The sequence below is a fragment of the Candidatus Litorirhabdus singularis genome, from assembly GCF_026262625.1.
Lineage (GTDB): Bacteria > Pseudomonadota > Gammaproteobacteria > Pseudomonadales > Halieaceae > Litorirhabdus > Litorirhabdus singularis.
Window position 1 is genome coordinate 1,786,142 of sequence record NZ_SHNN01000001.1, and the last position, 25,496, is coordinate 1,811,637.

Annotated in this window: 23 protein-coding genes and 2 pseudogenes; 4 read left to right on the forward strand and 21 right to left on the reverse strand. The window is 52.4% G+C overall.

Annotated features, from left to right (window positions below; translation table 11 throughout):
* Nucleotide 1: 1 nt before the first annotated feature.
* From EYC98_RS07895 to EYC98_RS07910, 4 genes are all read right to left on the reverse strand, one after another.
* Nucleotides 2-619, reverse strand: a complete 618-nt coding sequence (locus tag EYC98_RS07895; protein ID WP_279244776.1) for a YfiR family protein — start codon at nucleotides 617-619, stop codon at nucleotides 2-4.
* A gap of 115 nt (nucleotides 620-734) precedes the next feature.
* A complete protein-coding gene (locus EYC98_RS07900) occupies nucleotides 735-2,225 on the reverse strand; it encodes a hybrid sensor histidine kinase/response regulator (RefSeq protein WP_279244777.1) in 1,491 nt (496 codons plus the stop codon).
* Between the two features lie 691 nt (nucleotides 2,226-2,916).
* The gene (locus tag EYC98_RS07905; RefSeq protein ID WP_279244778.1) at nucleotides 2,917-3,675 is read right to left on the reverse strand and encodes an SDR family NAD(P)-dependent oxidoreductase; all 759 of its coding nucleotides are present in this window, start codon (nucleotides 3,673-3,675) and stop codon (nucleotides 2,917-2,919) included.
* A gap of 302 nt (nucleotides 3,676-3,977) precedes the next feature.
* Nucleotides 3,978-5,417, reverse strand: a complete 1,440-nt coding sequence (locus EYC98_RS07910) for a tetratricopeptide repeat protein (RefSeq protein WP_279244779.1) — start codon at nucleotides 5,415-5,417, stop codon at nucleotides 3,978-3,980.
* A 183-nt stretch (nucleotides 5,418-5,600) separates the two neighbouring features.
* On the opposite strand from EYC98_RS07910, the pseudogene EYC98_RS21740 reads away from it, so the two are divergent.
* A pseudogene (locus EYC98_RS21740) lies at nucleotides 5,601-5,771 on the forward strand (IS6 family transposase); the annotation flags it as partial.
* Nucleotides 5,772-5,813: 42 nt separating this feature from the next.
* On the opposite strand, the gene EYC98_RS07915 reads toward EYC98_RS21740, so the two are convergent.
* The 3 genes from EYC98_RS07915 to EYC98_RS07925 form a co-directional block, all read right to left on the reverse strand.
* Nucleotides 5,814-6,620 carry an MlaA family lipoprotein gene (locus EYC98_RS07915; RefSeq protein ID WP_279244780.1) on the reverse strand — a complete coding sequence of 269 codons (807 nt, stop codon included), beginning with the start codon at nucleotides 6,618-6,620 and terminating at the stop codon, nucleotides 5,814-5,816.
* Nucleotides 6,621-6,719: 99 nt separating this feature from the next.
* Complete coding sequence (locus EYC98_RS07920; protein ID WP_279244781.1) at nucleotides 6,720-7,328, reverse strand: FMN-dependent NADH-azoreductase; 609 nt, start codon at nucleotides 7,326-7,328, stop codon at nucleotides 6,720-6,722.
* Nucleotides 7,329-7,365: 37 nt separating this feature from the next.
* Nucleotides 7,366-7,812, reverse strand: a complete 447-nt coding sequence (locus EYC98_RS07925; protein ID WP_279244782.1) for a DoxX family protein — start codon at nucleotides 7,810-7,812, stop codon at nucleotides 7,366-7,368.
* Between the two features lie 132 nt (nucleotides 7,813-7,944).
* Here EYC98_RS07925 and EYC98_RS07930 point away from each other — a divergent pair, with 132 nt between their 5' ends.
* Nucleotides 7,945-8,850, forward strand: coding sequence for a LysR family transcriptional regulator (locus EYC98_RS07930; RefSeq protein WP_279244783.1), 906 nt, complete (start codon nucleotides 7,945-7,947; stop codon nucleotides 8,848-8,850).
* A gap of 236 nt (nucleotides 8,851-9,086) precedes the next feature.
* Here the strand turns inward: EYC98_RS07930 and EYC98_RS07935 are convergent, their stop codons facing one another.
* The 3 genes from EYC98_RS07935 to EYC98_RS07945 all read right to left on the reverse strand — a co-directional run bounded on the left by EYC98_RS07935 (nucleotide 9,087) and on the right by EYC98_RS07945 (nucleotide 12,082).
* Nucleotides 9,087-9,962, reverse strand: a complete 876-nt coding sequence (locus EYC98_RS07935) for a VPLPA-CTERM sorting domain-containing protein (RefSeq protein ID WP_279244784.1) — start codon at nucleotides 9,960-9,962, stop codon at nucleotides 9,087-9,089.
* 209 nt (nucleotides 9,963-10,171) lie between these two features.
* On the reverse strand, nucleotides 10,172-10,924 hold the full coding sequence (locus EYC98_RS07940) for a glucose 1-dehydrogenase (RefSeq protein ID WP_279244785.1): 753 nt from the start codon (nucleotides 10,922-10,924) through the stop codon (nucleotides 10,172-10,174).
* A gap of 201 nt (nucleotides 10,925-11,125) precedes the next feature.
* Nucleotides 11,126-12,082: an alpha/beta hydrolase gene (locus EYC98_RS07945; RefSeq protein WP_279244786.1), complete on the reverse strand. Its 957-nt coding sequence runs from the start codon at nucleotides 12,080-12,082 to the stop codon at nucleotides 11,126-11,128.
* 151 nt (nucleotides 12,083-12,233) lie between these two features.
* Here EYC98_RS07945 and EYC98_RS07950 point away from each other — a divergent pair, with 151 nt between their 5' ends.
* The gene (locus EYC98_RS07950; protein WP_279244787.1) at nucleotides 12,234-13,559 is read left to right on the forward strand and encodes a ribonuclease J; all 1,326 of its coding nucleotides are present in this window, start codon (nucleotides 12,234-12,236) and stop codon (nucleotides 13,557-13,559) included.
* Nucleotides 13,560-13,604: 45 nt separating this feature from the next.
* On the opposite strand, the gene EYC98_RS07955 is transcribed toward EYC98_RS07950, so the two are convergent.
* The 4 genes from EYC98_RS07955 to EYC98_RS07970 form a co-directional block, all read right to left on the reverse strand.
* Entirely contained in the window at nucleotides 13,605-13,892 is a 288-nt protein-coding gene (locus EYC98_RS07955) for a hypothetical protein (RefSeq protein WP_279244788.1), read from the reverse strand.
* A gap of 73 nt (nucleotides 13,893-13,965) precedes the next feature.
* Complete coding sequence (locus EYC98_RS07960; protein ID WP_279244789.1) at nucleotides 13,966-15,462, reverse strand: FAD-binding domain-containing protein; 1,497 nt, start codon at nucleotides 15,460-15,462, stop codon at nucleotides 13,966-13,968.
* The gene (locus EYC98_RS07965; protein WP_279244790.1) at nucleotides 15,459-16,373 is read right to left on the reverse strand and encodes a GIY-YIG nuclease family protein; all 915 of its coding nucleotides are present in this window, start codon (nucleotides 16,371-16,373) and stop codon (nucleotides 15,459-15,461) included. Before EYC98_RS07965 ends, EYC98_RS07960 begins: the two co-directional genes overlap by 4 nt.
* Nucleotides 16,374-16,584: 211 nt before the next feature.
* Nucleotides 16,585-17,868: a cytochrome P450 gene (locus tag EYC98_RS07970; protein WP_279244791.1), complete on the reverse strand. Its 1,284-nt coding sequence runs from the start codon at nucleotides 17,866-17,868 to the stop codon at nucleotides 16,585-16,587.
* A gap of 199 nt (nucleotides 17,869-18,067) precedes the next feature.
* On the opposite strand from EYC98_RS07970, the pseudogene EYC98_RS07975 reads away from it, so the two are divergent.
* A pseudogene (locus EYC98_RS07975) lies at nucleotides 18,068-18,139 on the forward strand (IS6 family transposase); the annotation flags it as partial.
* A 112-nt stretch (nucleotides 18,140-18,251) separates the two neighbouring features.
* On the opposite strand, the gene EYC98_RS07980 reads toward EYC98_RS07975, so the two are convergent.
* From EYC98_RS07980 to EYC98_RS08010, 7 genes are all read right to left on the reverse strand, one after another.
* On the reverse strand, nucleotides 18,252-19,220 hold the full coding sequence (locus tag EYC98_RS07980) for a GNAT family N-acetyltransferase (protein ID WP_279244792.1): 969 nt from the start codon (nucleotides 19,218-19,220) through the stop codon (nucleotides 18,252-18,254).
* A gap of 4 nt (nucleotides 19,221-19,224) precedes the next feature.
* A complete protein-coding gene (locus EYC98_RS07985; RefSeq protein WP_279244793.1) occupies nucleotides 19,225-20,301 on the reverse strand; it encodes a glycosyltransferase in 1,077 nt (358 codons plus the stop codon).
* Entirely contained in the window at nucleotides 20,288-21,355 is a 1,068-nt protein-coding gene (locus tag EYC98_RS07990) for a glycosyltransferase (RefSeq protein WP_279244896.1), read from the reverse strand. Before EYC98_RS07990 ends, EYC98_RS07985 begins: the two co-directional genes overlap by 14 nt.
* An 89-nt stretch (nucleotides 21,356-21,444) precedes the next feature.
* Complete coding sequence (locus tag EYC98_RS07995) at nucleotides 21,445-22,593, reverse strand: glycosyltransferase (protein ID WP_279244794.1); 1,149 nt, start codon at nucleotides 22,591-22,593, stop codon at nucleotides 21,445-21,447.
* Nucleotides 22,590-23,414, reverse strand: coding sequence for a class I SAM-dependent methyltransferase (locus tag EYC98_RS08000; protein ID WP_279244795.1), 825 nt, complete (start codon nucleotides 23,412-23,414; stop codon nucleotides 22,590-22,592). The genes EYC98_RS07995 and EYC98_RS08000 overlap by 4 nt, the downstream gene beginning before the upstream one ends.
* A complete protein-coding gene (locus EYC98_RS08005; RefSeq protein WP_279244796.1) occupies nucleotides 23,411-23,821 on the reverse strand; it encodes a serine O-acetyltransferase in 411 nt (136 codons plus the stop codon). The genes EYC98_RS08000 and EYC98_RS08005 overlap by 4 nt, the downstream gene beginning before the upstream one ends.
* 104 nt (nucleotides 23,822-23,925) lie before the next feature.
* Nucleotides 23,926-25,368, reverse strand: coding sequence for a lipopolysaccharide biosynthesis protein (locus tag EYC98_RS08010; RefSeq protein WP_279244797.1), 1,443 nt, complete (start codon nucleotides 25,366-25,368; stop codon nucleotides 23,926-23,928).
* Nucleotides 25,369-25,496 lie beyond the last annotated feature (128 nt).

The following is a 25,496-nucleotide window of genomic DNA, read 5'->3' on the forward strand; positions in this document are numbered from 1 at the left end:
TCTACTCCTGCGTACCCTTTGTACCCACTTGCGTCGTCAGCTGCAGGAGGCGTGAATCCACTTTGAAACCGTGAGAATTAATTACCGCTCGGTTTAGAATGACCCGAATTCTGGTGTCCACTAGTGCTAACTCAATCATCCCCCCATCGACCGCGTAATTGGTAATATCACTGACTATCAGAGTATTCGAAATGTCTCTTGCAGCGCTTATTCCTACTATAAGACTCTCAGCATCTTTCCCGACGAAAGCAAGATCACATTGCACGTCAATATCCGGGTTACGGAAGAAACTGATTCTGGTTTTGCGTTCAGACATCTGCGCACTCGCAAGCAGCGTTTCTATGGAATCTGCCACTGCGTCAGCGCTGAAGGCACAAATGGTATTTTCTGCATCATCACCGTAGTTTGGCCAGGTAATAAAGTTAGGGAAATTCAAAATAAATGCCGCCTTTAAATGGTAATCGGCGTAGCGCTGATCTGAGGCATACGCTGCCGGCAATAGCCCCCCCGATAAAGTCGCCAGCAGTGCGACAGCAAATGTTCCAGATAATCTACGATAACCCGTTATTGCCAGGACTAATCTACAGAAAAATAGAACGCCGACTTTTAGCGCCTTCATAGAAGAGCCTGATAAGCAGGACATATGGCGCTCACCACTTTGTGCTTCTGCAAATGCAACGTTCGATGTTTGATTTTTAAATCCTGGAATAGAGTATTTTTTTGTAGAACTTGCATTAAGTCGGCGCCAGGTTTTTATTCGTCAGGTAGCTCGCGAGAATAGTTTCTAGCTTAACCGTATCGATTGGTTTGCCTAAAAGCCCATCGAAGACACTCATCTGGTCGCCTCTATTTCTGTTCATTAGTGCACTGGCGCTTAACGCCACAATGGGCGTATCCAAACCGCTCGCTTTAATGCATCGTGCGGCTTCTATACCGTTCATTACGGGCATATTGATATCCATGAGCACCAGGTCGTATGACGAATTCATACAAGCGTCGACAGCCTGCTGGCCATCGGCAACCAGCATATGGGATAGCCCATAGTTATCCAGCATCATCCCTATCAAAAGTTGGTTGGTTATCGAGTCCTCTGCTACCAGCACGTGGCCGCGGTATTGCGGACGTTCAACCTCGGCTTCGATGGCGCCATTGGATTCAGGTAAAAGATCGTGAATGAACTCCTCACACTCATTGGGCAACTTAAATTTCAGTGAGAACTCACTGCCGGTACTGACTGGCCGATAGCTCAATACTCCACCAAGCAAGAGCGTCAGTTCCCTGCTGATGTAGAGTCCCAGACCGATTCCTGTATTGCCGTAATGGCCAGCTAACTTCGCTTGAGAAAATCGCTCAAATATTTGATCCTGAAAGTCAGCCGCAATGCCTATTCCAGTGTCTCTGACAATAAATTCTATCGTGTTGTCACGCTGTTCGTATTTGACTGCGACGTTTACATATCCCTGCGGGGTAAACTTGAGGGCATTATCAATAACGTTTACTAAAACCTGAGACAGACGAAAACCGTCAGTATGGATATACTTCGGCAGTGGAAACTCCGGGCTAATTGTCAGTTCCAGGCCACGATCTCGGGCTATCTGGCTCTCCGTAGCTACTATATTCGTCAGTAGCTGCGCCAGATCAGTGTCTTTGGATTGTAGCCTCAAAGACCGGCCTTGCAGGCGGGTAGTCTCTATGAGGTCATTTATGATCCATGTAAGTTGGGTCGTATTATACAAAACTGATTCAACGTGGCTCCGGGAAGCCCGATTCAGTCCTGTATCTTCAGCGATTAGTTCTGAGAATCCCTTTATGGCAGTGAGCGGGGTTTGCATTTCGTGGCTGACATTATCAATAAATTCACTTTGGGCGGCATTAGCGGCCTCCAGCTCCGACTGTTGCGCAATGATAGCCATTTCACGCTTTTCGAGCCGATAAGCCCCAACATAGCAGACTAGACAAACAGCCAGCATGCTCGGCGGCAAGCGCGCCAGCATTGTCTCCGGTATATGTGAAAGGACCAGCAAGAACACCAGCGTACTGAGACAGAGACTCAAGAACAGTGCAATATTTCGTTTAGTTAACTGAAAGATCGCAAGCACTCCGACATAGATCCACAGGAACCCGGGGACTGGCCGGAAATACGCTGACGTCAGCACAATAAAGATGATCAGCACCATCAATATTCCCGGAGCATAGCGAGTTGAGCCGGGCCTCTTAGCAGCCATAGCCAAAGCGCCGGTGGCAAGAGCGGTGGCTATACCAATGAGCCCAAACACTAGGTCGCCGTTTAAGTAATTTGAAATGCCACCGCCAGCAAAGATTATGGACGAAGCTATCATAAGGCCCGGTAGCAGAGTCGATATGGCTTCTGAGTGAATACCCAAATTCGGGGTTTCGTGTTCAGGCATTGCGGCTGGCTCTGCTGGCGAAATATCGCCTATTTGTACTCTTGAGCACTTTAGTTTCACCGAGTAATCAGAAGGTTGCAGGTTTATAGACAAGTAAGCAATTAGCGTGCCAGCAACTACAAGGCAAAATATTCTATTTATTCAGTAACTTAGCTGCCATCAGGGTTTTGCGTCTCGCAAATAGGATTGCAAAATGCATCGCATATTGCGAGGATTCGGTGCCACCTAAATACTGATTGGCTCTACTATCGCTTCAACCTCAGCCAGCGCGATATCGAAGATCTGCTCGCACGGCGCGCAGCAGTATGAGAATAATCGAGCTGAACAATCTCATGAGACGCGCGTGAGCAGGCTACTAGGCTGAGAGAGCGTGCGATGTATGGTCCCGCATCCCGGAAGTGCAAATCGGTCAGGCAAGCCCAAAGGTTCCTCAAGGTCCGGAGTAGGTAATTTGCCAAAACCGCGGCGCGCGCAATACCGATGGACGAGCTACACCAAGGCGCCTGGCTCAGGCGCTGTAACCTCCGTCCACGCCGATGACTTGTCCGTTTATATAGGATGCCCCATCACTCAGTAGGAAAGCTACCAGATCGGCGACCTCACGTGGCTCACCCAAGCGCGGCATTGGTGTACGCTGCAGGCACAAGTCGATCACATCGGCAGCGACCTTATCTGTGGTGAAAGACGAGTGCACAATACCCGCATCGATCACACCGGGAGCAACCGCGTTTACGCGCACGTTTACCTGTCCGACCTCGCGCGCTAGCTGTCGCACAATGCCCATAATGGCGGTCTTGGGTATGCCAGACATACCGTCGTTCTCCAGCGTGCGTAGTACAGCCGCGGTAAGCAATTGCACGACGGCACCGCCCTCGCGCTGGGCGAATAGACGGGATGTCGCCGTCAGCAGGTTGAATGCTCCGTTGACGTCGGTTTGCATGATGCGGTGAAACTCTTCAGGGGATACCTCCATCAATGGGCGCAATGGTATCGCCGGCCCCACTGCATTGACCACGCCCACCAGTCTCCCGCCGAGGGTATCGCCCGCGGCAAGAAATTCGTCTACCTGCGCGGCATCACGAATATCCACTGCCCGTGCCGAGGCAGTTCCTCCGGATTGCCTGATCCGTGCGACCAGGTCATCGGCTTTGTCCTGTCCACTGAAGAACCCGACAAGTATCGCGGTATCCTGACTGGCCAGTTTCAGGCAAATGTGTTCACCCAAGCCCCCACTGCCGCCCACGACAGCCACTGTTTTGGTTTCCATGGTTAGTTCCCCTGCGCGAGGGCGGCGCCCCGGATTATGCTTGTCTCAATGACGCCTATCGCTCTTGTATGTGTCTAGTAAAAAAACTTAGTGTACGCTGTGCATCGCAGAGCTCAAGGGTACTGACAAGCTAACTTATTTTTACTCGAAATGGGGTGCCAGCGCGGAAGATTCAGTGAAGTCGAGCCAAAGGTGATAGCTGATGACGCATTTCTGTTTAACTGACCCCTGTGTGTAGCGCCAGCCCATGACTTCAAGTTAATTTGTCAGCACCGTCAAAACCGCTTGGTGCGCAGGAAAAGCTAGGCGCCAGGCCAATACTTGCGCAGCACGGCTACTCTTTGGCGGCCCTTCTCCTGATCTTGATGCGCTCCAACATTCAGGGCTATGCCTTCCATGTTCAGACCCGGGTCTAGCTCGCAAGCGAGTTCGACCGCGCGCTTTGCCTTGTCTGACTGCCCTGTCATCTCTAAGGCGATGGCCAAGGTAATCCTCGCGGTCGCGTAGCGAGCCATATTCTCGAGTACGTGTTCTATGATCGGAATTGCTTCTTCATAGCGATCTTCCAGCCCTAGAACGATGCCGCGATACCATGTGTAAGGCCCCCTGTCACCATCGTCTGCAGCCATGCGCTCGGCGTTGTCGAAGCATAAGTGGGCTTGCTCAAATTTGCCGAGATAACCCCAGGAAAGCCCCAGGTGTAACATGGCATCGGGCTGGTGCGGGTTGTTGGATAGTGATTTCTGCAGAAACCTGACCGACTTTTCCCACTGCGCCATGTAACCGTAGGTCGCACCGATATAGTACTGCGTGAGAGAGTCCGAGGTGTCCAGATCCAGCGCCGCACGAAGTTGTGAGGCTCCTTCCTGGAGCGTACCCATGTGGTCTTCAGACCAGCCGTTTATCGCAGAGGAGATCAGCATCCATGCGTATGCAGCGCGTGCGTATGCGTAGCTGGAATCCATCTCAACCGCGCGCTCTAGCATGCCGACCACCTCTCTGGAGTTCGCAAGGCCCGGTGTGCTGTGAAAGGTCGCATGCATAGCCCGTTGAACCAGCTCCCAGGCGCCCAGCTCCGTGGGTGGTGCCCTGTCCGTTCTCTGCACTTCTGCCTCATTTATCCTCAGCGAGAGGGCGCTTGCGATATCACTCACCACTTCATCCTGCACATCGAAGATTTCGGCATAGAGTCGATCATACTTCTCGGCCCACAGGTGATTGCCCGTAGCCGCTTCAATAAGCTGCACAGTGGTACGCATTTTTTCTGCCACGCGGCGAACACTGCCTTCGAGCACATAGCGCACGCCCAGATCGCGTCCAACCTGTCGAATATCGGGCGACTGCCCTTTGTAAGCGAAGCTGGAGTTACGGGCCACCACGTGCAGGTGGGGTGTGGCGGCCAGCCCGGTAATAATGTCTTCTGTCATGCCATCAGCCAGAAAGGCTTGTTCACTATCGTCAGACATATTTGTAAACGGGAGTACGGCGATGGATGCGCGATTCTGCTCACTGCTATCGGTGCCGGGTGTTTCAGCTGTCGATGCGATTTCTTTGGCGTCAGGGGTAGTGTTTGCAGGCGGCGGGGTGTCGCTCTTATCTTTCTGGGTCTTGCCCAGAACTCGACGCAAACCCAACCCCACGGGGCTGAATACAACACTCGTGACTACGATCATGGCGGCGAGGCCGCTCAGCAGCGCCTCGTTGTCACTAATCCAGCTGCCGATTTGTGAGAGCCATTCCATGGCAACAGGTTATTGGATAAGTGTTTGAAAGTATATGAGTTGGCGTGCTCAGCGAATCTTCAGGTATTGCGCCTCGGGCCGGTCTGCATCTTGTAGATCGCTCGCGATATCGAAGACCTTTTAGCCCAGCGATGAATTCTTCGCCGGCGGGCCTGACCATTCAGGGTCAGGTAGCGAGGGGTGCGTGGTCCGGCATCCCGGAAATTAAAATTGATCAGGCAGGCTAAGAGATTCCTGAGTGCGTATGGCGTGGTCAGTAACTTGTTCAATTTAGGTAGGCATTTGGTTCGCGCTGAACATTATCGAGATCTGAGGATCATTGCGTTCACTGAATGGAGCAGGGCGACTGCTTGATGTCCACTTCCCGGATTATCCTTGGCTCGAGTAGTCAGCTTGTCAGTACCCGTCGACATATTCCTCTTCAAACCCGGAGTCGAAGTCACCAAAGGTATCTACTATCTGCCCATCATTAATGAGGAAGTGACGGTGCTGTAAGTAAACCTCACGGATAAACACATAGTGGTCACCGCTGATGAGCTCTTCAACATCCAATAACGCGGCGCGATCATTGATGCTATCACCCGCAGCAAGAGAAATACTCTGGCTACCCTGCAAGAGTTGAAGTGGATTGAAAATCGTATCCACCAATGCTCCCGCTGAGTCTCTGACAGTGCTAGGTCCAACAAATGGCAACTCTATATAAGGCCCGGGGCCTATCGCCCAAAAACCTAGGGTCTGGCCGAAATCCTCGTGGTGTTTTTCCAGTCCAAATGCCGGGCCGGCTACTTCGAAGAGACCAGCAACTCCTATCGTGGTGTTAATCACCAGGCGGCCAGCGTCTCCGGCGGCCTGCTTAAACTTAAGCTGTAACAGATCATTAATCGTCACCTTGATATCGTCGATATTACTGAAAAAGCGACTTGCGCGACGCTGCATGAATAATGGAGTAATTGTTGTGTAGGTTTCTGCAATGGGCTTCAGTATCGCGGCGTCCATCCCTCTGTTGAAGTCATGAACAGTTCGGTTCACTTCCATCAACGGGTCTTGATCGGCATGCGATGGTAAGGGTAGAGCCATGAACAGGGCACCGGTCACAAGAGCCAGCGCGTAAACCACGGCAGCGCTTGCAGGTTTAGCCGGGCTTAATCCCGCCTCTACTGCGCGGTGATTGACTGCTGATATGGTTGTTGCTGTGCAGTTCATGGTTGTACCCCTTGCTGTTACCTCAATTTATTTGAAACAGCCCTACGCTTTAAGGCTGTCTGTTGCGTATAGCCGGCTTTTCACACCAAATTGTGAAAATTAGGCTGCTCCTGCGGCAGCGTTGGAATGAAGCCCGGCTATCAGTGTGTCTACCTGCTCTTTGCCTTGGGCAATTACTTGCTCAGGTGTGCCTTTCGAGCCACTGGCAACGATATGAAATACCTCGCTAATACCCAGAAACTTACAGATATGCTCCAGATAGCGGCTCGCAAAATCCATCTCGCTGCCGACAGGGGTGCCACCTGTGGCGGTAATGATGAAAGCCCGCCTAACATTCAGTAAACCTACTGGGCCCTGTTCGGTATACTTGAAGCTGACGCCTGCTCTACAGATTGCATCGATCCATTGTTTTAAAGAGGCTGGAATTCCAAAGTTGTACATCGGCGCACCCAGCACCAGATTGTCCGCAGCTCTTAACTCCTCGATGAGCTGATCTGACAATGCCAATTGAGGCTGCAAACTGTCGCGCTGGCTGTCGGATGAGCCGTGAACAGCGATCAGGTCCTCAGCAGTGATTGGCGGCAAAGTATGCTGCGCCAGGTCTCGGCTAACGACTGGCTCGCCCAGAGCATCAACCAGATACTGGCCAATTATGCGGGTATTTGATTGGTTCATCCGTGCACTGCTATTGATATGTAATACGCTCATCTTCTTGCTCCAGTTATGTGTAGTTATAAGGTCGCGATCACTGCGTTAGCTGGGAGTGGAGTGCTCTATCGGCACTGAAGCTACCTGCGCCCCTGAATACCAGAGCAGCACTGGCCACCAATAAGGCCAGGGCAAATTCATAGCCATTGTTTGACATGAAGAGGCCGTTTTGCCAGTGAACGGTAGCGATCGCCACGAGCATGGTGACAGTCAGTAGTAGAGCGGTAGGGCGCACTAGTAAGCCTGCGGCCAGCATTAAGCCCCCGACGAACTCTGTGCTGCCGGCTAATATAGCCATCAGCAGCCCCGGTTCAAGACCGATGGATGTCATCCAGCCCGCGGTGCCCTCCAGTCCATACCCGCCAAACCAGCCGAATAATTTCTGTGCACCGTGTGCTGCAAATATCACACCAGCGCCTGCGCGAAGAGGTAAGGTATCAAGGCCGCTGTCCGTGCTTATTAGCTTGCTAATCTGTGATTTCATGCTGTTGTTCCTTTTGGTTTGTGTGGGTTTGTTTAGGTAATGGAGCCATTGTAATGACTGCAAAATTGTTAATAAGGCCCTTTTTTAGTTTAAAATGATCTAAATTACAGAACTAATTTTAGGGTGAAAGAAATGCCAAGAAATCCGATAAATATAGAAGTTCTGGAGGTGTTAGATGCTATCGATCGGCGCGGTAGCTTTGCAAAAGCAGCTGAGGAGATGAATAAAGCGACCTCGGCTGTTTCCTATGCTGTTCAAAAGTTGGAGGACCAGCTGGATATTGCTGTATTTCAACGGCAGGGGCGCCGCTCAGTATTAACCCCAGCAGGTCGTTTAATACTGGCAGAGGGCAGAGGGATACTGCAATCTACCGCTCGTCTGGCGAATATGGCAATAGAAGTCGCCACCGGCTGGGAGCCCCGTATCAATGTCGCTGTAGAGTCACATCAATCATATCCGGTATTTTTTACACAGCTGCGCGAATTTCTTGAAGAGCACCCCACAGTTGAAATCGATATCTGCGAATCAGTCCTCAATGGCGGTTGGGATGCGCTTGAGCAAGGCCGGGTTGACTTGATCGTCGGTTCGCCGGGGCCTGTCCCGCTGCAAAAAGGCTATCGCACCATACCCCTGTTACCCTCAGAGTTGGTTCCGGTGATCGCCTGTGACCATGTGCTGGCAGGTCTGGTTGCTAAGCCTGAAGCGTTGGCGGCGGCCCTACCGAAAGTCAGGCGCGTCATTACCCATGATACATCGGTGGTTGATATTGCGCGCAGCGCCGGGCTGGGAAGCGAGCAGCAATCATTTTATGTGCAAAATATTGATCAAAAAGTGGAAGCAATACTCGCAGGGATAGGTGTAGGCCACCTGCCACGAGAGCGCATTCAACAGCAGCTCGACAAGGGTGCGCTGATAGCACTGGATTTAACTGACAGGTCGGATCGCGAAAATTTTCTGGCCTGGAAAATTAGCAACAAAGGTAAAGGGCTAAAAGCGCTAACTGGGCGACTGTCTGCTGTGCTTGGGAAGAAAAGATAACCTCATAGAGTTTTGCCAAGTTAAAGCGCTGAGGTTGCTAGAATTCGCTCATGAATACATAAAAGCGACAGCGATTCCCACCCGATATCATTTCCTGCGCAGTCCGGCTCTACTGCAGATTCAAGCTCAGGCAACGAGATATCGAACATCTGCTAGGCGAGATAGTGCTGGGGCTAAACGGTTCTAGAGACGCCTGTTGAAATCCAGTGGCACTGCGCCAAAGAAGAGCGTAAAGATTAGCTCTGGCGCAGCTTGCACTGTTTCCGCGCCACCCCAAGCAGACCGATCAGGCCTGATCCAAAAAGCCAGGCGGCGGCTGGCAGCGGTACAGCATTAACCTGGGTATAGACATAAACACCGCCTTCTGCACCGAAAGCATAGGTGGTGCCCGCCTCTACATCAAAGGTCAGGGCCATGTCCCTTTGCAGACTTGTCGAGTCAATGCATGTGTTGATGCAGGTCAGCAGATCGTCATCACGGAATTCGTAAAACTCCAGATCACCGGCCGCGAAGCCCGCTTCATCAGCCTCATCGTCGGTGGCACCGTTATTTTTGGCTGTTGTGTAGGCAGCAGAATAGGCATCGGCGTCGGTGGCCTCCATCAATACTTCATAGCCGCCGGTAGCAAATTCAAACCCGGAAACTGGCTGTGCGGTCGAAACGCTCGCCAGCACCGTGTAGTCGATACTGAACATGACGATACCTGTGGACTCCGCCGTATAGAAGATCGATCGCCAACCTCCTCCCCAGGCATCTTTCTGTCCGGGACCGGCATTAGTGGCTTCTGCGCTTGCACCTACATCGTCACCGCCGTTATAGCCGCCCTGTACGTCGAGAGAAGTGTCAGTGTACGACGCTATTGCAGCTGAACCGTTAAAGGCCAGCGCCTCGTCCAGGTCGCCGCCTGAGCTGTTGCCTACCCAACCCTCAGCCTCTGACGAGACGGTGGGGCCACCGCCGGGCAGAGGGAAAGATGTCGGCGTCATGGTGACACCACTGGTTGACAGAGTGCTCCAGTCCAGGTTGATTGAAAATTGGCTGACGGCCTCAGCGTGTGCGCCGGACGTTGCAGCTAGTGAGCTGGCAATAAATAGAGCAGGAAGGAACTTCATCAGTGAAAATCTCCTTGGTTGCGTATCAGTTTTCAGCACTTAAGTAACAAAGTGCAAGATTTGCGCCATAAAAAAATAAAGCTTGTTTTTCATAGGGTTGAAAGTTTGTCGATCTGTGAGCCTGTGAAGAGTGTAAAGAAAGCTGACAAGAGTAGGGGGGATGCACAAGGCAAATATCTGAACTCGGCAGGCCCGTTACCGACACCTTCCTACAAGGTCATTCCTCCATCCACCACAAACTGGGCGCCGGTGGCGAAGGCGGCCTCATCTGAGGCGAGATAGGACACAATAGCCGCAATATCCGCGGGGGCACCAAGATGACCCACCGGATGAGACGCCACAAAATTGGCCATCAGGGCATCAGGGTCATCTGACTGGGCCAGAGTCTTGTCGATAATAGCGGTGTGAATGGCACCGGGATGTACTGAATTACAGCGGATATTATATTTCTGCTCAGCGCAGTAAAGAGCAATAGATTTGGTCATCATATTCACCGCCCCCTTGGCACCATTGTATGCGCATAGATAGGGCCCAGCCTTGATGCCGGCTGCAGAGGACATGTTGATAATGGCGCCGCCCTGCTTCTTCATCAGGCCGATGCCATATTTGCTTCCCAGGAACACCCCGTCCACATCAATGCTGAACTCGTGCTTGAAGGCCGCGAATGTCAGATCCTCTATAGAGCCCATGGTGGTAATGCCAGCGTTGTTGACCAATACATCCAGGCGCCCATATTGCGACTCCACCGACGCTATTGCAGCGACCCAGTCTGCCTCACTGCTGACATCCAGCTTCAACGCGCTCGCACTTCGCCCCAGTTCAGTCGCAACTCGTTCGGCGTTGTCCATATCTATGTCGGCAACGACCACAGTACATCCATCGGCAGCCAAACGTCCTGCAATGGCCTCACCCAGGCCAGAGGCGGCCCCTGTGATCAGGGCTATCTTAGTACTATTCGTCATTTCCACTTTTCCTGTGTTTTAACTTTTATTGCTAGTCATTGTAGACCAACGCGGGCTCCAGGGTATTGCCAGCTAAACTCGCACTCCACTGGTAGACTCGACGTATGAACAGATACAAGGTTTTAGGGAACCTAACTGGCCAGTACCAGCGCTATGAATACTGAGCGTAACGGCGCAGGGGCTCAATAGCATGTGCAATGCCTAATCTATGGGGTGAATATCCATTTTCTTTAGCCAGCTCAGCCATTGAGCGGGCCATGTGCGTGCATACTCTTCTTTTTCCGCTAATGCGCTACCGTGACGACCTTCCGGATAAATGTGGGTTTCCACGGGTACTCCCGCAGCTTCGAGCGCCTGGGAATAGATCACGGAATTTTGGAAGGGTACGATGCTGTCGGTTTTTGCCGTCCAGACAAATGCCGGCGGTGTGTCTGAAGTAACATGCCGCTCTGCACTCAATAGATTAATAAGCTCAGGGTCGGGATTCTCTCCGAGTAGATTGCCGCGGATGCCCGCATGCGCTGAGTCCGTTAAACTAGTGACCGCATAGGCTAACACCGAAAAATCAGGGCGCGTGCTATGACGTAACAAAGGCTGCAAACTGGCCGGCTGGCCTTGTTGGTACAGCGTTGATGCTGCCGCCGCTAAATGGCCACCAGCTGAAAAACCCATAATACCAATGCGCTGTGGGTCAATATTGTAGCGTTGTGCGTGTTCCCTTAGGTAGCGCATAGCAAGCTGCGTATCGTCGAGCGGTGCCGGGTGGAGTTTGAGTCGGTAATTTAAAACAAAGCCGGCAATCCCCTGGGCGTTTAGCCAATCAGCGATTTCTATTCCTTCGTATTTTTCGGAACGGAAAAAATAGCCGCCACCTGGCAGTATCAGGACGGCCGCTACTGGCTTTTCCCGGGCAACAGGGTAGGTCAAGAGATAGGGTCCCTGCTCCAGAAACGGGTTGTAAAAAGTCGACAGTGGCCAACGCCAAGCGGCGTCCGCATAGTCTTCTGATGCAGATGGGGGCATCGGCAAGTACTCCATTCTCGCGCGATATTGTTCGTCGCGATCGGGAAAATGACCACTCACAAAACGCCAGGCGATTGCCGCGAAAACAACCAGCAAAATCAGTATGGATAAGGAGAAATATTTAAGTAATCGCATATTTGTAGAACGCCTATTGATTAGCCCAGTTGATGCTGTGCGCATGCTTTTTTGCCACGGTGAGGTACTGCCAGGTTGGTACTGACAAGTTAACTTGTCAAAACCCTGTAGACTGTTCAACCATCAAAATCCTATCAAGCTATAGACCACTATGACACCAACAGAAAAAGATCTCTGGTTCCTGCCCCTGGGCGGTTGCGGCGAGATAGGCATGAATCTAAGCCTCTACGGTCACAACGGCCAGTGGCTCATGGTTGACTGCGGCATTGGCTTTGATCGTGAAGCCGTTGGCACCCGTATTATTGCTCCTTCAATAGAGTTTGTCGCAGCGCGCCGACAACAGCTGATAGGAATGGTCATCACACACGCGCACGAGGATCACGTGGGCGCGGTCGCACATTTATGGCCAGAGTTGCGCTGCCCGGTTTACTGCACGCGCTTCACCTCTGAGATCCTGCGGCGCAAGCTGTCTGAGGCTGGCCTTGAAAAAGACGTGCAAGTGCATATCGTTGAGCCTCGTCTCAGGCACCAGCTAGGGCATTTTGATCTCGAATGGTTCGGACTCACCCATTCCGCACCTGAATCTCAGGCACTGATGATCCGCACTCGTTGTGGCAATGTTTTTCACACTGGCGACTGGAAGATTGATCCAGACCCAGTAGTCGGATCAAGTATCGACTCAGCGGCGTTGAAACGACTGGGCGATGAAGGTGTACTGGCCATGGTCTGTGACTCAACCAACGCCATGCTCACCGGCCATTCGCTCAGCGAGGGCGATCTCTACAAGGGCCTGCTTGAGCACGCCAGGCACGCTAAGGGCCGTATTATCGTAGCCTGTTTCGGTAGCAATGTAGCCAGATTACATACGCTGGCAAAAGTCGCACAGGAAACCGGCCGCTATCCTGCCCTGCTAGGGCGTTCACTACACAACTACTATGGGGCGGCCAGACGCAGCCAGTTGTGGACGCTTGATCAGGGTTTTATCGAATCACAGCATTTGGGCTACTTACCGCGTCAGGATGTATTCGCTGTTGCCACGGGCAGCCAGGGTGAATCTGGTGCCGCCTTGGGCAGGCTCGCGGCTGGCAACCACCCAGCCATGGAGTTGGAGATGGGCGACACTGTGATCTTTAGTTCAAGAGTCATACCGGGTAACGAGGAGTCATTGGAGCGGCTTTGCGATTCGCTGCGAGCCCGCGGTGTTGACGTTATACAGGATGAGCATTCACTGCCAATTCACGCCTCGGGACACCCCGCCCAGGATGAGCTGCGAATTATGTATGAGTGGATTCGGCCGCAGCTGTCAATTCCTGTACACGGCGAAGCGCAACACCTGCGGGCTCACGCAGGATTCGCCAAATCAATAGGCGTTCCCAGCCAGGTCCGCGGGATGAATGGTGACCTGATTACGCTGGCGCCGCAGATTAGTGCACGCCGAGGGGCTGCTGAATTCGGTCGCGTTGAGATTAAGCGCTAGGAAATGCGCGGTCTGACGCCCTTCAAAATGCTGATTTCGATTACCCTAGTGCGGGGAATCCGAGGCTGCTGAAAGTGTGTGAGCAACTTGCTCGGCGAGCGCCAGTACCTCATCGACCAGCAAAGCAGCCGTGGAATCCAGAGTAAAGGGTTGAAACGCCGCGGTGGCCAGAATAAGGAAGAGCTCCTGTAGTTCTACTTCGCTATTCGCCGCAACTAAGGAGGCTTGCAGGCTTTGGAAAAATGGCAAAGCCGCGCTGTCTTCCGTTTTTTCAAGGTATTGGATCAGCAGTTGAAGCCTGGGCAGCAGTCTGTTTCTGACATCCTCTATCAAGTGCATCGCTATCGTCTCTTGTTGGTTTTCAGGGTGCAAATAGCCGCTCTGGCAATGTTCATCAGCGCCTCTCTCAACGGCCGTCGGTTACGCGCCAACCGCGCGCCTGAGCACTGAGGGTATCCGGATGCTGAACATGCCTCGCCAGAATTCGGCGGCCCTCGGCGCGCACCTGGGCATGCTTGCGCATGGACCACAAGGTTTCCCGCGCTTGGCCAAAAGTAACCGCACAATCGACCACCGGTTCGGGGTAGTTCAGAGGCTCCAGTTGCCTTTCCATCGGGGATGCATCCCAGGGCGTATGCAGTAAATGCAGTGGCGCGTTCGCGAGTTCGGGAACCCAGCGCCGAATAAATCGCCCTTCGGGGTCGTGCTCTTGCGACTGCTTGACCGGGTTGTAGATGCGGATGGTATTGGTACCCGTAATCCCCGCCTGCATTTGTACTTGCGGGTAGTGAATGCCGGGTTCAAAGTCCAGAAACAAAGACGCCAGATGCGTGGCTGCCTCCTGCCATGGCTGCCACAAATGATGACAAAAAAAACTGATCAGCATGGCCCTGCCACGAAAATGCGTATAGCCGGTTTGTTGCAGACAACGCATATGGGCATCAATTAGCGGGTAGCCGGTGCGACCCTCGCGCCAAGCGAGCTGCAGTTGTTGGTCTGGCAACCACTGGACGTTGTCAAAACCGCGGTTTACGTTGTCGCGTTCCATACGACATTCCATCTCAAACTTTTGGATGAAGTGGCAGTGCCAATGCAATCGGGATTCAAACGCTGCCAGCGAGCGGCTCCATCCCTGTCGCGGCGCTAAGGACCGCAATTTCTGAAAGACCTGGCGAATACTCAGGTTCCCCCAGGCAAAATAGGGCGAGAGTCGCGAGCAGTGCTCTGAGCTAGCCGCTGGCTTGGACATGCTGCCTGAATAAGCGCGGCCACGTACCTCCCAAAAGCTGTTCAGGCAGATGTTCGCAGCAGTGGCCCCACCGGTCTGAAAAGCAGAGTCAGATTCGAGCCATGCAGGGTCAGGGTTACGCAGCAACAGCGCGTCAAGCGCGCTGTTCGAAGGAACACTCGATCCTTGCAGCTTGTTGAGGTCGGGCGTCACTTGCGGTGCCTGCATAAATGCCAGCCACGCCTCGTTCCAACCAACTCGATCGCGACGACCGCGCTGGATGCCATTGCACTGGTATTCATGCCAGGGGATGTCGCGATCGCGCAACCAATCGGCTACCGCCTGATCACGCTGGAATGTTGATGCTATGCCTGTTTCTTCGTGGCTGAATACGCTGGCGATACCCAGTGTGTCGCCAATGACCTGGAGTAGTGCCAACATATCGCTGCTAAACACATGAAGACGGGCATGGCAGTCTCGTAAGCTGGCATTGATATCGCGCAGTGATTCGCCGACAAAGCGCCAGTGACGGGCGCTGTAGCGAGAGTCGGCAACCAGCATTGGCTCGAAGTTGTAAATCAGCAAAACCGGCCATCCTGAATCGATTGCCGCTGCAAGAGGTGCGTGATCCGCAAGCCTGAGGTCACGCTTGAACCAGACTACTGCAACACTCATACCGGAACACCGCTATCTGGCCAGTTCACTGCCTCGCCACTATCCGCGCAGTACAGTGGCAATTTATGGGTACGCAATACGCGGCGCAGGATCTGATAGGTGTCACGGTCAAACATGAAGGTGTTGTCGACGCCTGCCTGCGCCGCCGCGGCCTCTGAGCTGAACGTGCCAAGGTAAGTCCAATTATGCAGCAGGTGCCATTCCTGCCGCGGCTGACCCGCAACCGGCTCAGCGCAAGTTTCACGGACAAGCACAGGGCCGACCACCGGCCAGGCACTGAGCCTGTGCCGAGCTAAAGCTGCGCGCAGCCGCTGGTTGTGCACGTCCGCTGACTCAATACCCACGCAAGCCCCCGCACAGTGGCCCAATTGGCGCTGGAAGCAAGCACCGCGAGCATGCTCCAGCCCGAGAATTTTCGGGCACAAAGATTCACTGCGGGCGAGTTCTCGTAACGCCTCACGAGCATGATGGCGACTTTTAAATGAGCCGTATGCCGCCATAATGTCCGGTTTATCCAGTGTGAAAGCCTGAATCTCAGCTTGCTCATAGCCTGTTTTGCTCTGTTTCAGAAGAATCGACCAGAGTCGTCGCACAGCGCGCTGACTGCGGTTAAACAACGGTACGTCGCGTTTGATGGCGAGGTTCTCAAGTAACAGCGCGCCAGCTTCCCCTGCCGTCGGACGACAATCAACGCTTGCCGTGGCGCTCACCATGCGTTGTTGGCGCTGCGAGTGACGGGCTTCATTGAGGTGGGTCCTGACCCTGGCGTAGATGTTGATACTCTTGCCGATATAGAGCGGATAGCCGTTACTGTCGAGAAAGCGATAAACACCGGCGCAGGCGGGTAGGCGGGCCTGCGGTGCTCCCAGTACCGAAAAACCGGGCGTTCCTGTTGGTGCAACTCGATTCACTGATACTCGCCTGCTGCTATGCCGGCACCGGTAAGTCACCGTGCCAACCAACGCCTTAGTTTAAAGGCATTTCACTGTCACGCGTCTGAGCTGTCCAGCTTTTGTGGTGGCTGGGAGTGGTTAGACAAGGCTGACGCTGACGCAGACCGGTATCGAGGTATAGGAAAAATAAAGTTAAGTTACCAGTAGCGGTTCAGGGTAAGAGAGCCCGTTATTTCCTGGCGTGCAGTACAACCGGCAAAGCCGCATAACCCCGTATGAATGAGGAGGGTACGCGTTCAGGCTCACCCACCACCTCAATGCTGTCAAAACGCTCCAGAATTTCCTCCCAGAGTATTCTTAGCTGCATCTCACCGACGCGATTACCCATGCAACGATGTATGCCGAAGCCGAACGAAAGATGGCTGCGCACGTTAACCCGGTCGATGATGTAGTCATCGGGGTTATCAAAATGTGATTCATCGCGGTTACCCGAGACATACCACATAAGGACCTTGTCGCCCTTTTTGATCTCTTTGCCGGCCAGAGTAGTGTCTTCCTTGGCGGTGCGGCGCATATAAGCCAGAGGTGTTTGCCAGCGAATAGTCTCGGATACCATGTTGGGAATAAGCTTCTGATTCGCTTTGAGTTTTCTGAACTGGTCCGGATACAGATTCTGGCAAAGTACACTGGCCGTCATTGAGTTGCGGGTGGTGTCATTGCCGCCAACAATGAGTAGAAGGATATTACCCAGATACTCCAGGGGGTCCATTTCCTGCGTGGCTGACCCGTGCGCCAGCAAGGAGATGAAGTCGCCCTTCGGCTCCTCATTGATACGCTGATTCCACAACTCGGTGAATGCAGCCAGACACTCCAGTAGCTCCTTGCGCCGCTGTTCGTCGCTATCTATAACGCCCATTCCGGGTATGGCGAACGTCACGTCAGACCAACGCGTCAATTTGGCGCGATCTTCGAATGGAAAATCAAACAGCGTCGCCAGCATCCGGGTTGTCAGCTCAATCGATACTTTTTCGACCCAGTTGAACTCCTCGCCGATAGGCAATGAGTCCAGTACCTCGCGCGTGCGCTCACGGATAATGGGTTCGAAAATGCGCAGTTGCTCTGCGCGCACGGCAGGGTTGACCACAGCGCGCTGTTCATCGTGTCGTGGGCGGTCCATTGCAATAAAGGTGGACAGTTTAAAATCTTCCTGCAAATCTCCCACAGTAATACTGGGCTCTGAGGAATATATGTCGTGTGACGTGTCGACTTCCATGATGTCCTGGTAGCGAGTGACCGACCAGTAGGGGCCAAACATACTGTTGCGACAGTAATGCACGGGGTCTTCTTCGCGCAATCTTTTAAACCAAGGCCAAAGGGTGTCGCTGGAAAACAGGTGAGGATTGGCCACATTGAAATCGGCGATGTCGACGTCATAGGGGTCTTTATCGACTACTGTTGGATCATGATAGTCGGCGCTGTTTGTCGAGTGTGGGTCTGCTGCGGTTTCAGGCATGATTGTCTTTATCTAAAAAAGGTTTCAGGGAAGTGTAAGAGAAAGGCACCGCCTTCCCAAAGGTCTAAAGTGGCCACGAACTTGCCTTGTCTGATCGGGTAGTAAGGTGCTTGCGTTAATTGGTATTGCCAAGTTAACAGTCCGGAATTGATAGAATCGGCTAAGGAACACCTATAAAAACCACCGATTCCCTCTCAACATGATCAGCTACGCGGTCTGGCTCTACTACCGATTCAAGCTGAGATATCGCGATACTGAAGATCTACTGGCTAAAGACTTATCACTTAAAGGGCTCTGACCCCTTAAACTCAAAGGACTCTGACCCCTTAAACTCTTAAAGGGCTCTGCCCCCTTAAACTAGGAACTAGCAGTCAGTAATAGTACTAGAAAACCTCTAAATCACCGGTAGAAAAGCTGAAGCTACTGGTTGTCGGCTCTGCATCGATCAGCCAATTGGCTATCAATTCCATTTTCCCCAATCCGATCCATACCCCGGCGGCAAGGCATCGTTCTTGTACTTGCTTTGCTAACACCAGATAGTCCGCGGACAGTGTTCGCGTGAGTCCGCGCAGCGCTGCGCTGCAACCCGCCGTATCGTCACGCGGTTGCGTTGAGAGTATTTCTGACAAAACACACTCTCGCATACCCAGTCGCGTGTTCATCCTGTAAATAAAAGCCCAGTCACCGTCCCGATAGAAAAAGTACTGTAAGTGGGGTACCTCACAATAACGCCATTGATAATAGCGCTCGCCGATCTCTGACTGAAGCCCATCGGAGGTAGGCCTATGCAAATCCCTTACATCGTTTGGTTGCAGCGTATGAGAGGGCGCCGGCGAGTCGGATCTTACCTGCCCGAAACAATGGCCCCAGATGCCAACCAACATCCCTAAAGGGTGCAGGGGCTTGATCACCATGTTGATCTTCCCCTGGGAACGCCAGCCGAGCTTAAGGTACGCTGCACGGCTATTCTGATTAGGCGTATTCCAGACTAGGCACACGTCCTGGCGCTTACATTCTTCCAGAGCCGCTAAAGTTAATCTCGAAAAAATCCCCTGTCCTTGATAATCCGGATGGGTAACGGTATCGACGGCTCTTACGGCGTTGATGGTTTTACCTTGAGATTTAAGCCGCCAGCGCAGCAAGGCACGAAATCCGACCAGCTCGTCATCACGCCAGGCCAACAACATAATCGATTTACCAAAGGGGTTGTGCAGATGTTTCCAGCGCCAGTAAGCCTCGCTTCGGGGCTGGCTGTTCACCGCCACGCCGAGAGCAAGGTTCATCAGTTGAAGTACCTGAACGAGGTCCTGTGGTCGGAATGGCTTGATCTGTATATCCGTTGTTAAAGGCACTGGATTACTGGGCAAGCTGCTTACAGTAGATGGCGTCGAGGCTGGCCACCATCTTCTCCAGACCAAAGTTCAGTTCTGCGCGTTTGCGGGCAGCGGCTCCAAAATCACGACGTTTAGACTCATTATCCACAAGTTCACTCAGGCGCAGCGAGAACCTCTCGGTATCAGATTTGGCTACTAGATAGCCGGTCTCCCCATCAATTAGCGCCTCTGATATGCCACCAACATTGGTACATACCGCAGGTAGGCCTGCGGCCATGGCTTCCAACAGAGAAATCGGCAAGCCCTCGAACTGAGAAGACAAAACAAAAATATCAGCGCCGGCAATGAGTCCTACCACATCGGCAGAGGGTCCGTGAAATATCACGATGTCACTCAATCCGAGCGCTGCTGCCTGGCCTTCAAGGGCCTCCCTGCAATGTCCATCCTGGCCTACCAGGAGCAATCTAAAGCCCTCCCGCAGAGGCATCGTGGCGACAGCCTCCAGCAACATAGCGTGATTTTTTTTAGGGTTGAGGTTGGCCACACAAATGGCCACACAGATGCGCGCGTTGCCTGCCATATCTTTAGCCGGACTTACCTGAAAGCGGTCCAGATCTATGCCATTTCGAATCACAATCCCTCGTTCACCGGCAGACCGCCACACCTGCACCGAGCAACTCATCGAGACCGAATTCAAAGGATATGTCAGACGATTCAGCCAACGAATGAGCAGCCCGTAGCTGGACCACAGGTTGTGCTCTGTATACAGCAATCGAAAACTGAAAAAGGGCCTAAACAGACGCAACCAGATCCCCGTACTTGGTAAATGTGCATGCACCAGATCGAATTGCTTACTGGACAGCAAACGCCACAATCTGAGGCTGGATGCTACACCCATGCCATCACCTTCGCTCAAACACACAACCTCAACACCCAATGCCTCCAGCTCTGCAACCAGCGCATTTTTGTGGGGCAACAGGTAGGCAACGGTCAACTCATAACGACTATGATCCAGCGTCCTGACAATGTCGCACACGACCCTCTCAGCCCCACCCAGTCCCAGCCCCTTTATAATTTGCAGTACTCTAACTTTGGACATTGTTAGTCACAGCGTGGAATAAATTAAAATATTCCAGAGCGATAGTGTCCATGCCGAAAGTCTCGACACAATATTGCCTGGCGGCCTCGCCATAGACCGCTCGTTTATGTGCATCATTCAATAGCACAATCAGCGCTCGTTTGAGGTCCGCATGCGCCGCAAAGGGGACTATAGTTCCCGTTTTTCCATCCAGAACAACCTCATCCACATCGCCGACCTGCCATGTCACCACCGGAACTGATGCCATCCCTGCCTCTATCAGTACCCCTGGAACACCCTCCGAAAGACTGGCTAGCACCAGTAAATCCGTGCCTGCCAGGACACCTGGAATGTCGTCACTGGCGCCAAGGAAATTCACCTTGTCTCCAATCTGTAATGTAACGACTCGATTTTCTAACTCTTGCCGTTGTGGTCCGTCGCCTACAATATCCAGCCTCAACTGAGGGAATTGTGGCGCCAAGTCATGCATCAATTCGATAACCAGACCAACATTTTTCTCCCAGTTTAATGCTCCAATGCAAGCCAGGTGCAACAATCCATCCGCCCTCTCTGCATGTAAACTCGGTGTAACTCTGCGCCCATTGCGAATGTGAACCACGTTCTCCATCGACACAGAAAATACACCAGTGAGCTCCCGAGTTGAATTATCACCCAGTGAAACTACCTTGCAAGCTCGACCTATAAACCAACGATCGACCTGAATGCGCAATCGTTTAAACCGTTTCAGCCAAGGTTCAGTCAACCCGATCTTGCAATAGATGACTTCTATTGATGACCCGACACTACTCACTACAAAGTACTTCAGAGCCTTGCTTCCCAGACACACTACCAATTCTGGCCTTTGGGTTTTGAGCATCTTGCGGATTGTTCGAATACGCCCCCTCGAAGAGTCAGGCGTTGCCACACTCACTTTGTCTGGTAGCTCAATGGGCAATGGCCCAGCTGCGGCTAAACTCACCAGACTCTGAACGACACCGAGGTGCTCTAATTCGCCAGCCAATTCAGCCAAAAATATCTCTGCGCCGCGCCTCTCCAGACTACTTATTACATACATCACCTTCATCTACATAAGCCGATGCAATAGCGTAAATGCAGATCTTACCGAAGGCCATAAAACGGCTTTCATCGACTTTAAGGGCTCCATCAAAATCTCTCCAACACCTTTTGATAAAGTGCTTCGGTCTGCGCGCTAATCGATTCAATATCAAACAACGCACGCGCCCTGGAATAATTTTGCCAGCCATGCAATTGTCGGATCTGGGGGGCGTCCAGGAAACGCCCAATAGTCAGCGCCAGCCCTGCAACATCGCCTAACGGATATAGTGAAACATCGGTTTCGCCATCTAACATTTCCTTATGAACCGCGATGTCAGACAAAACCACCGGCAAAGCGCACAACATCGCTTCAATAACAGCACCAGGCATTCCTTCATTGCGAGAAGCCGACACAAACAGATCAGCTGCGGCCAAAATTTGAATAACGTCGGAGCGAGCGCCCAACAGTGACACAACACCCTGCAAACCCAATGCTGCCACCAGACCTGAAATAGCTGCACGCTCCGGTCCATCCCCAACGATAATTAAATGTACATTTTTGTGGACACTGCACGCCATCTTGAAAGCAGCAAGAAGCTCTGCATGGCCCTTATGCTCATAAAGCCGCGCCACAGCAACAATCACCGTGCCAGAAGGGTCCACATCCAACTCCGACAATTTCTTGGCGCGCTGCATTTCATCCGGGACAGGCAAACATGGGCTGATTTTTCGGCCGCGATAAATAACCTCGACCCTGGATTCCGCCACTCCCAGATATTGACAGTTGGTGCTCTTGATAGCATGTGAATTCGCCGTAAATTGTGACACCAGGCCGGCACTGTAGCGATCGATCAACCTCACCGAATCATGCTTCAGTCTTTGCAGCAGCTTCATACCGTTACGACGCTTGGGTGAATAACTGTCCAACACGAAGCTATTGACCAGCGGAACATGTTCCAAAGCAGCTGCACAGCGTGCAGCTACATCTGATCTGAACAAGGTAGAGTGAACCAGGTCCGGTTGAATGCGGCGGATCAATTTTCTCAACCCCGATATCGCCGCCATGAATTGATATTTCCCCTTCAGGTTGAGTGACTCAACCTCTATACCGGCAGCGTGATAATCAGCGGCCAGCGTATCTCCAGCGTATAAATGACACATAACAGGCTGCACTTCGGTAAACCCTGAGGCAATTGCTAACAGGCTTTTCTCCGCGCCACCGACTTCCAGCGTATCTATGACGAACAGTACCTTCACCCGGATTCACTGTCGATTTGTCGCTGCATAACGAGCAAAACCATATGTCCAGACCAAGGCTGCAGCAGCTTATTCAGCAAAAAATTAAGACTTCGACAAGCCACGTTCTTTTTTCGCAACAGGCTGAATAACCGGCTAAACACAGGAAATGTATCCTCAAACCCCGATAAACCCAGCAACGGCTGTTGCTCTATCAATGTGAAGTGACTGGATTGAAAATCCTTGATAACCCGCTCCGGGTCCAATGCGAACTGGTAGAACTTGCGAATTGCTTGCGGTTGTAAAGGCGGGTAATAATTTAACCGGTTGAGCATACGACGTAACGGACTCATGTAGGGAAAAGTCACAAAAACATAGCCTTGGGGGCGCACAACCCGCGCCATCTCAGTTAGAAATTTGCCATAACCGTCATAGAAATGCTCGATGACCCCCAAGGACCAATAGCCATCGAGAGAGCCATCTCGAAAAGGCAGCGAACCCACATCGCCCAACACCGGGTTCACCTCAGGCAAACGGGCGCTCAGGCGATTGACCGTTGCCGGGGCAAAGTCCAGAGCGATGGTACGGTAACCTAAAGAGTGCAAGTGCCTGCTATGAAAAGCGGTACCGCAGCCGCCCTCCAAAATATGGCTGCCGGGAGCCAGGTACTTTTGAGTTGCGTTGGACACAAAAGTGCCGCGCCGAGGGAAAGGCTTGATCAGGTCAGTTTCGAATTGACTATCCCAGAGTCCGTCCCAGAACTCCGCCGTGGCAGGTTCCTGTATATAAGCCAAGCAAGCCTTGGCCTCGTCGTAAAATACCTCGCCTCGCGATTCGCTCACGCTATCTTACCGGGGGTACCGTATACAGTGGCATTGGCAGGAATATTTTCCAGCACCAGACAACATGCGCCAACCGTGGCCTGTTCGCCAATACTAACTGCTCCCAATACCACGCAATTCGCATACAGAGTGGCTGCATTAGCCACCACCGGATACTCGGGGTTGAGTTTTGATCGTCCGCCCAGGGTGACGTGCTGATACAGGACCACATCATCGCCAATACGAACTCCCTTTCCGATGATCACGCCGCTGGGGTGCGCCAAATGCAAGCGCTGACCGATCTCCGCGGAAAAATCAATATGGCAGCCTGACAGCACCTGCATCAAATATTTGAGTGGTTGATTCAGGAAACGAAAGACCGAGCCACTGACGGTAAGATAATGGCCCAGGCGATAGATTAAAATCACATGCAAACCTAAACTGAACAGGAGTCTGAGATAAAATCGGACGCTTAGGTAGTCATTACCACAATAATGACCAACGTCCTCTCGCACTGTGTCGGAAACAAGTTTCACCGGGACAATCTAACCTCCATCAACTGTTTAACCGAATACCACACCAACAGACCATACATAGCCACACCCAAACCCAGGTATACGGCAGCAGACCAGCCAATCTCCGTCATTGTCTCCCCGAATATCAGAACCGGCATGACCACCACAATCGTTAGCCCGATCGCCCTCAGTAGCCCCGCAAGATAAGCCATAATATCGACCTGCAATAGCCTCAGCGCATAAAATATCTGGAATGGAAACACAATCAGTGACGCAATTAAATAGGCCTGGGCAACCCCCAGAATACCGTACTGGGCACCAGCGAGCAGGGCGCCCGCTATAGCGAGCGCATTTACCAGTACAAAGCGGGAAAATTGACGGGTTCTGGCCTGAGACTGGTAGAGCGAAGGCAGCAGGGAATACAAGGTTTGAATACAACCGACTCCACACATATAAGGTACCAGTGCTGCAGTATCAGCCCATTGCTGGCCCAACAGGACATCGATAACCTGTTCCGAATATAGAGCGATGACGGTCATCGGCGGAAAAACCAGGGCCGCTACACACCAGCTGCTGGTTATGAAGAGCTCGCTGATTCGAGCCGAATCACTGCCCAGTTTTGAAAACACCGAAAACAGCACATTGTTTACACTTCGCGAAAAATGGAGCAGCGGAAAAAGTACAAACTGGTACGCGACGTTATACAGCCCCAGACTATAGGCCCCCAGGGCTCGTCCAATAATCAAAGTATCCAGATTCCGACTGACGTAGGACGTAAATCGCGCCAATAGCAAAAATCGACTGTACTCCCACATTTCCTTGAAAGCATGCTGGTCGAACAGAAACTTCGGCTTCCAGCCAGATTGCGCGTACAACAACAGTGAGCCGATGGCAGCACGCATCAGACTGTCCACCACCAAGGCCCACACGCCAAACCCCGTCAGTGCTGCCACTATCCCACAACTGCCGCCGATAAACGTTGCTACCAATTTGCGCAGCGCGATCGGGCGAAAATTCAGTTCCTTTTGCAACAAAGCTGTCATGGTACTTTCGGGGAAAGATAGAATATTGCGCAGGCTCAGCGCGATAATAATGAGTGTCAGTTCCGGGTTCTGAAAAAACTCCGCAAGCGCCGGCGCCAAAGCCACCATAAGAAAACACACCAGCAGCGCCAAGATCCCATTCGACCAAAATGCTGTAGATTTATGCTGCTCAGTCACGGCCTTGCACTGGATTAAAAACGCACCAAAGCCCAGATCCATGAACCACCAGGAGAAGCTGATGACCAACATGGCAATCGCCACCAGACCAAAGTCCTCCGGAACCAGCAGTCGGGCCAGCACAAGTCGAATCAGGATGTGCATTAACTGCCCAGACGCCTGCCCCCCCAAATCCCAGGCAAAGGCTCGGGCACCAAGATGAGTAAGGGATGATTCCATCTCGGCTTTCTTTTCGGTCATTCTGGCCTACTCAGAGTTTTCACCAGGCGGTCAGCCGAATAGCTTTAAGTCGCGAAGAGAAACTCATATCGAGTGCTGTAGACTACTTTGGCTTGAGGACGATGCCCATTATATATCAGCTTCATGCA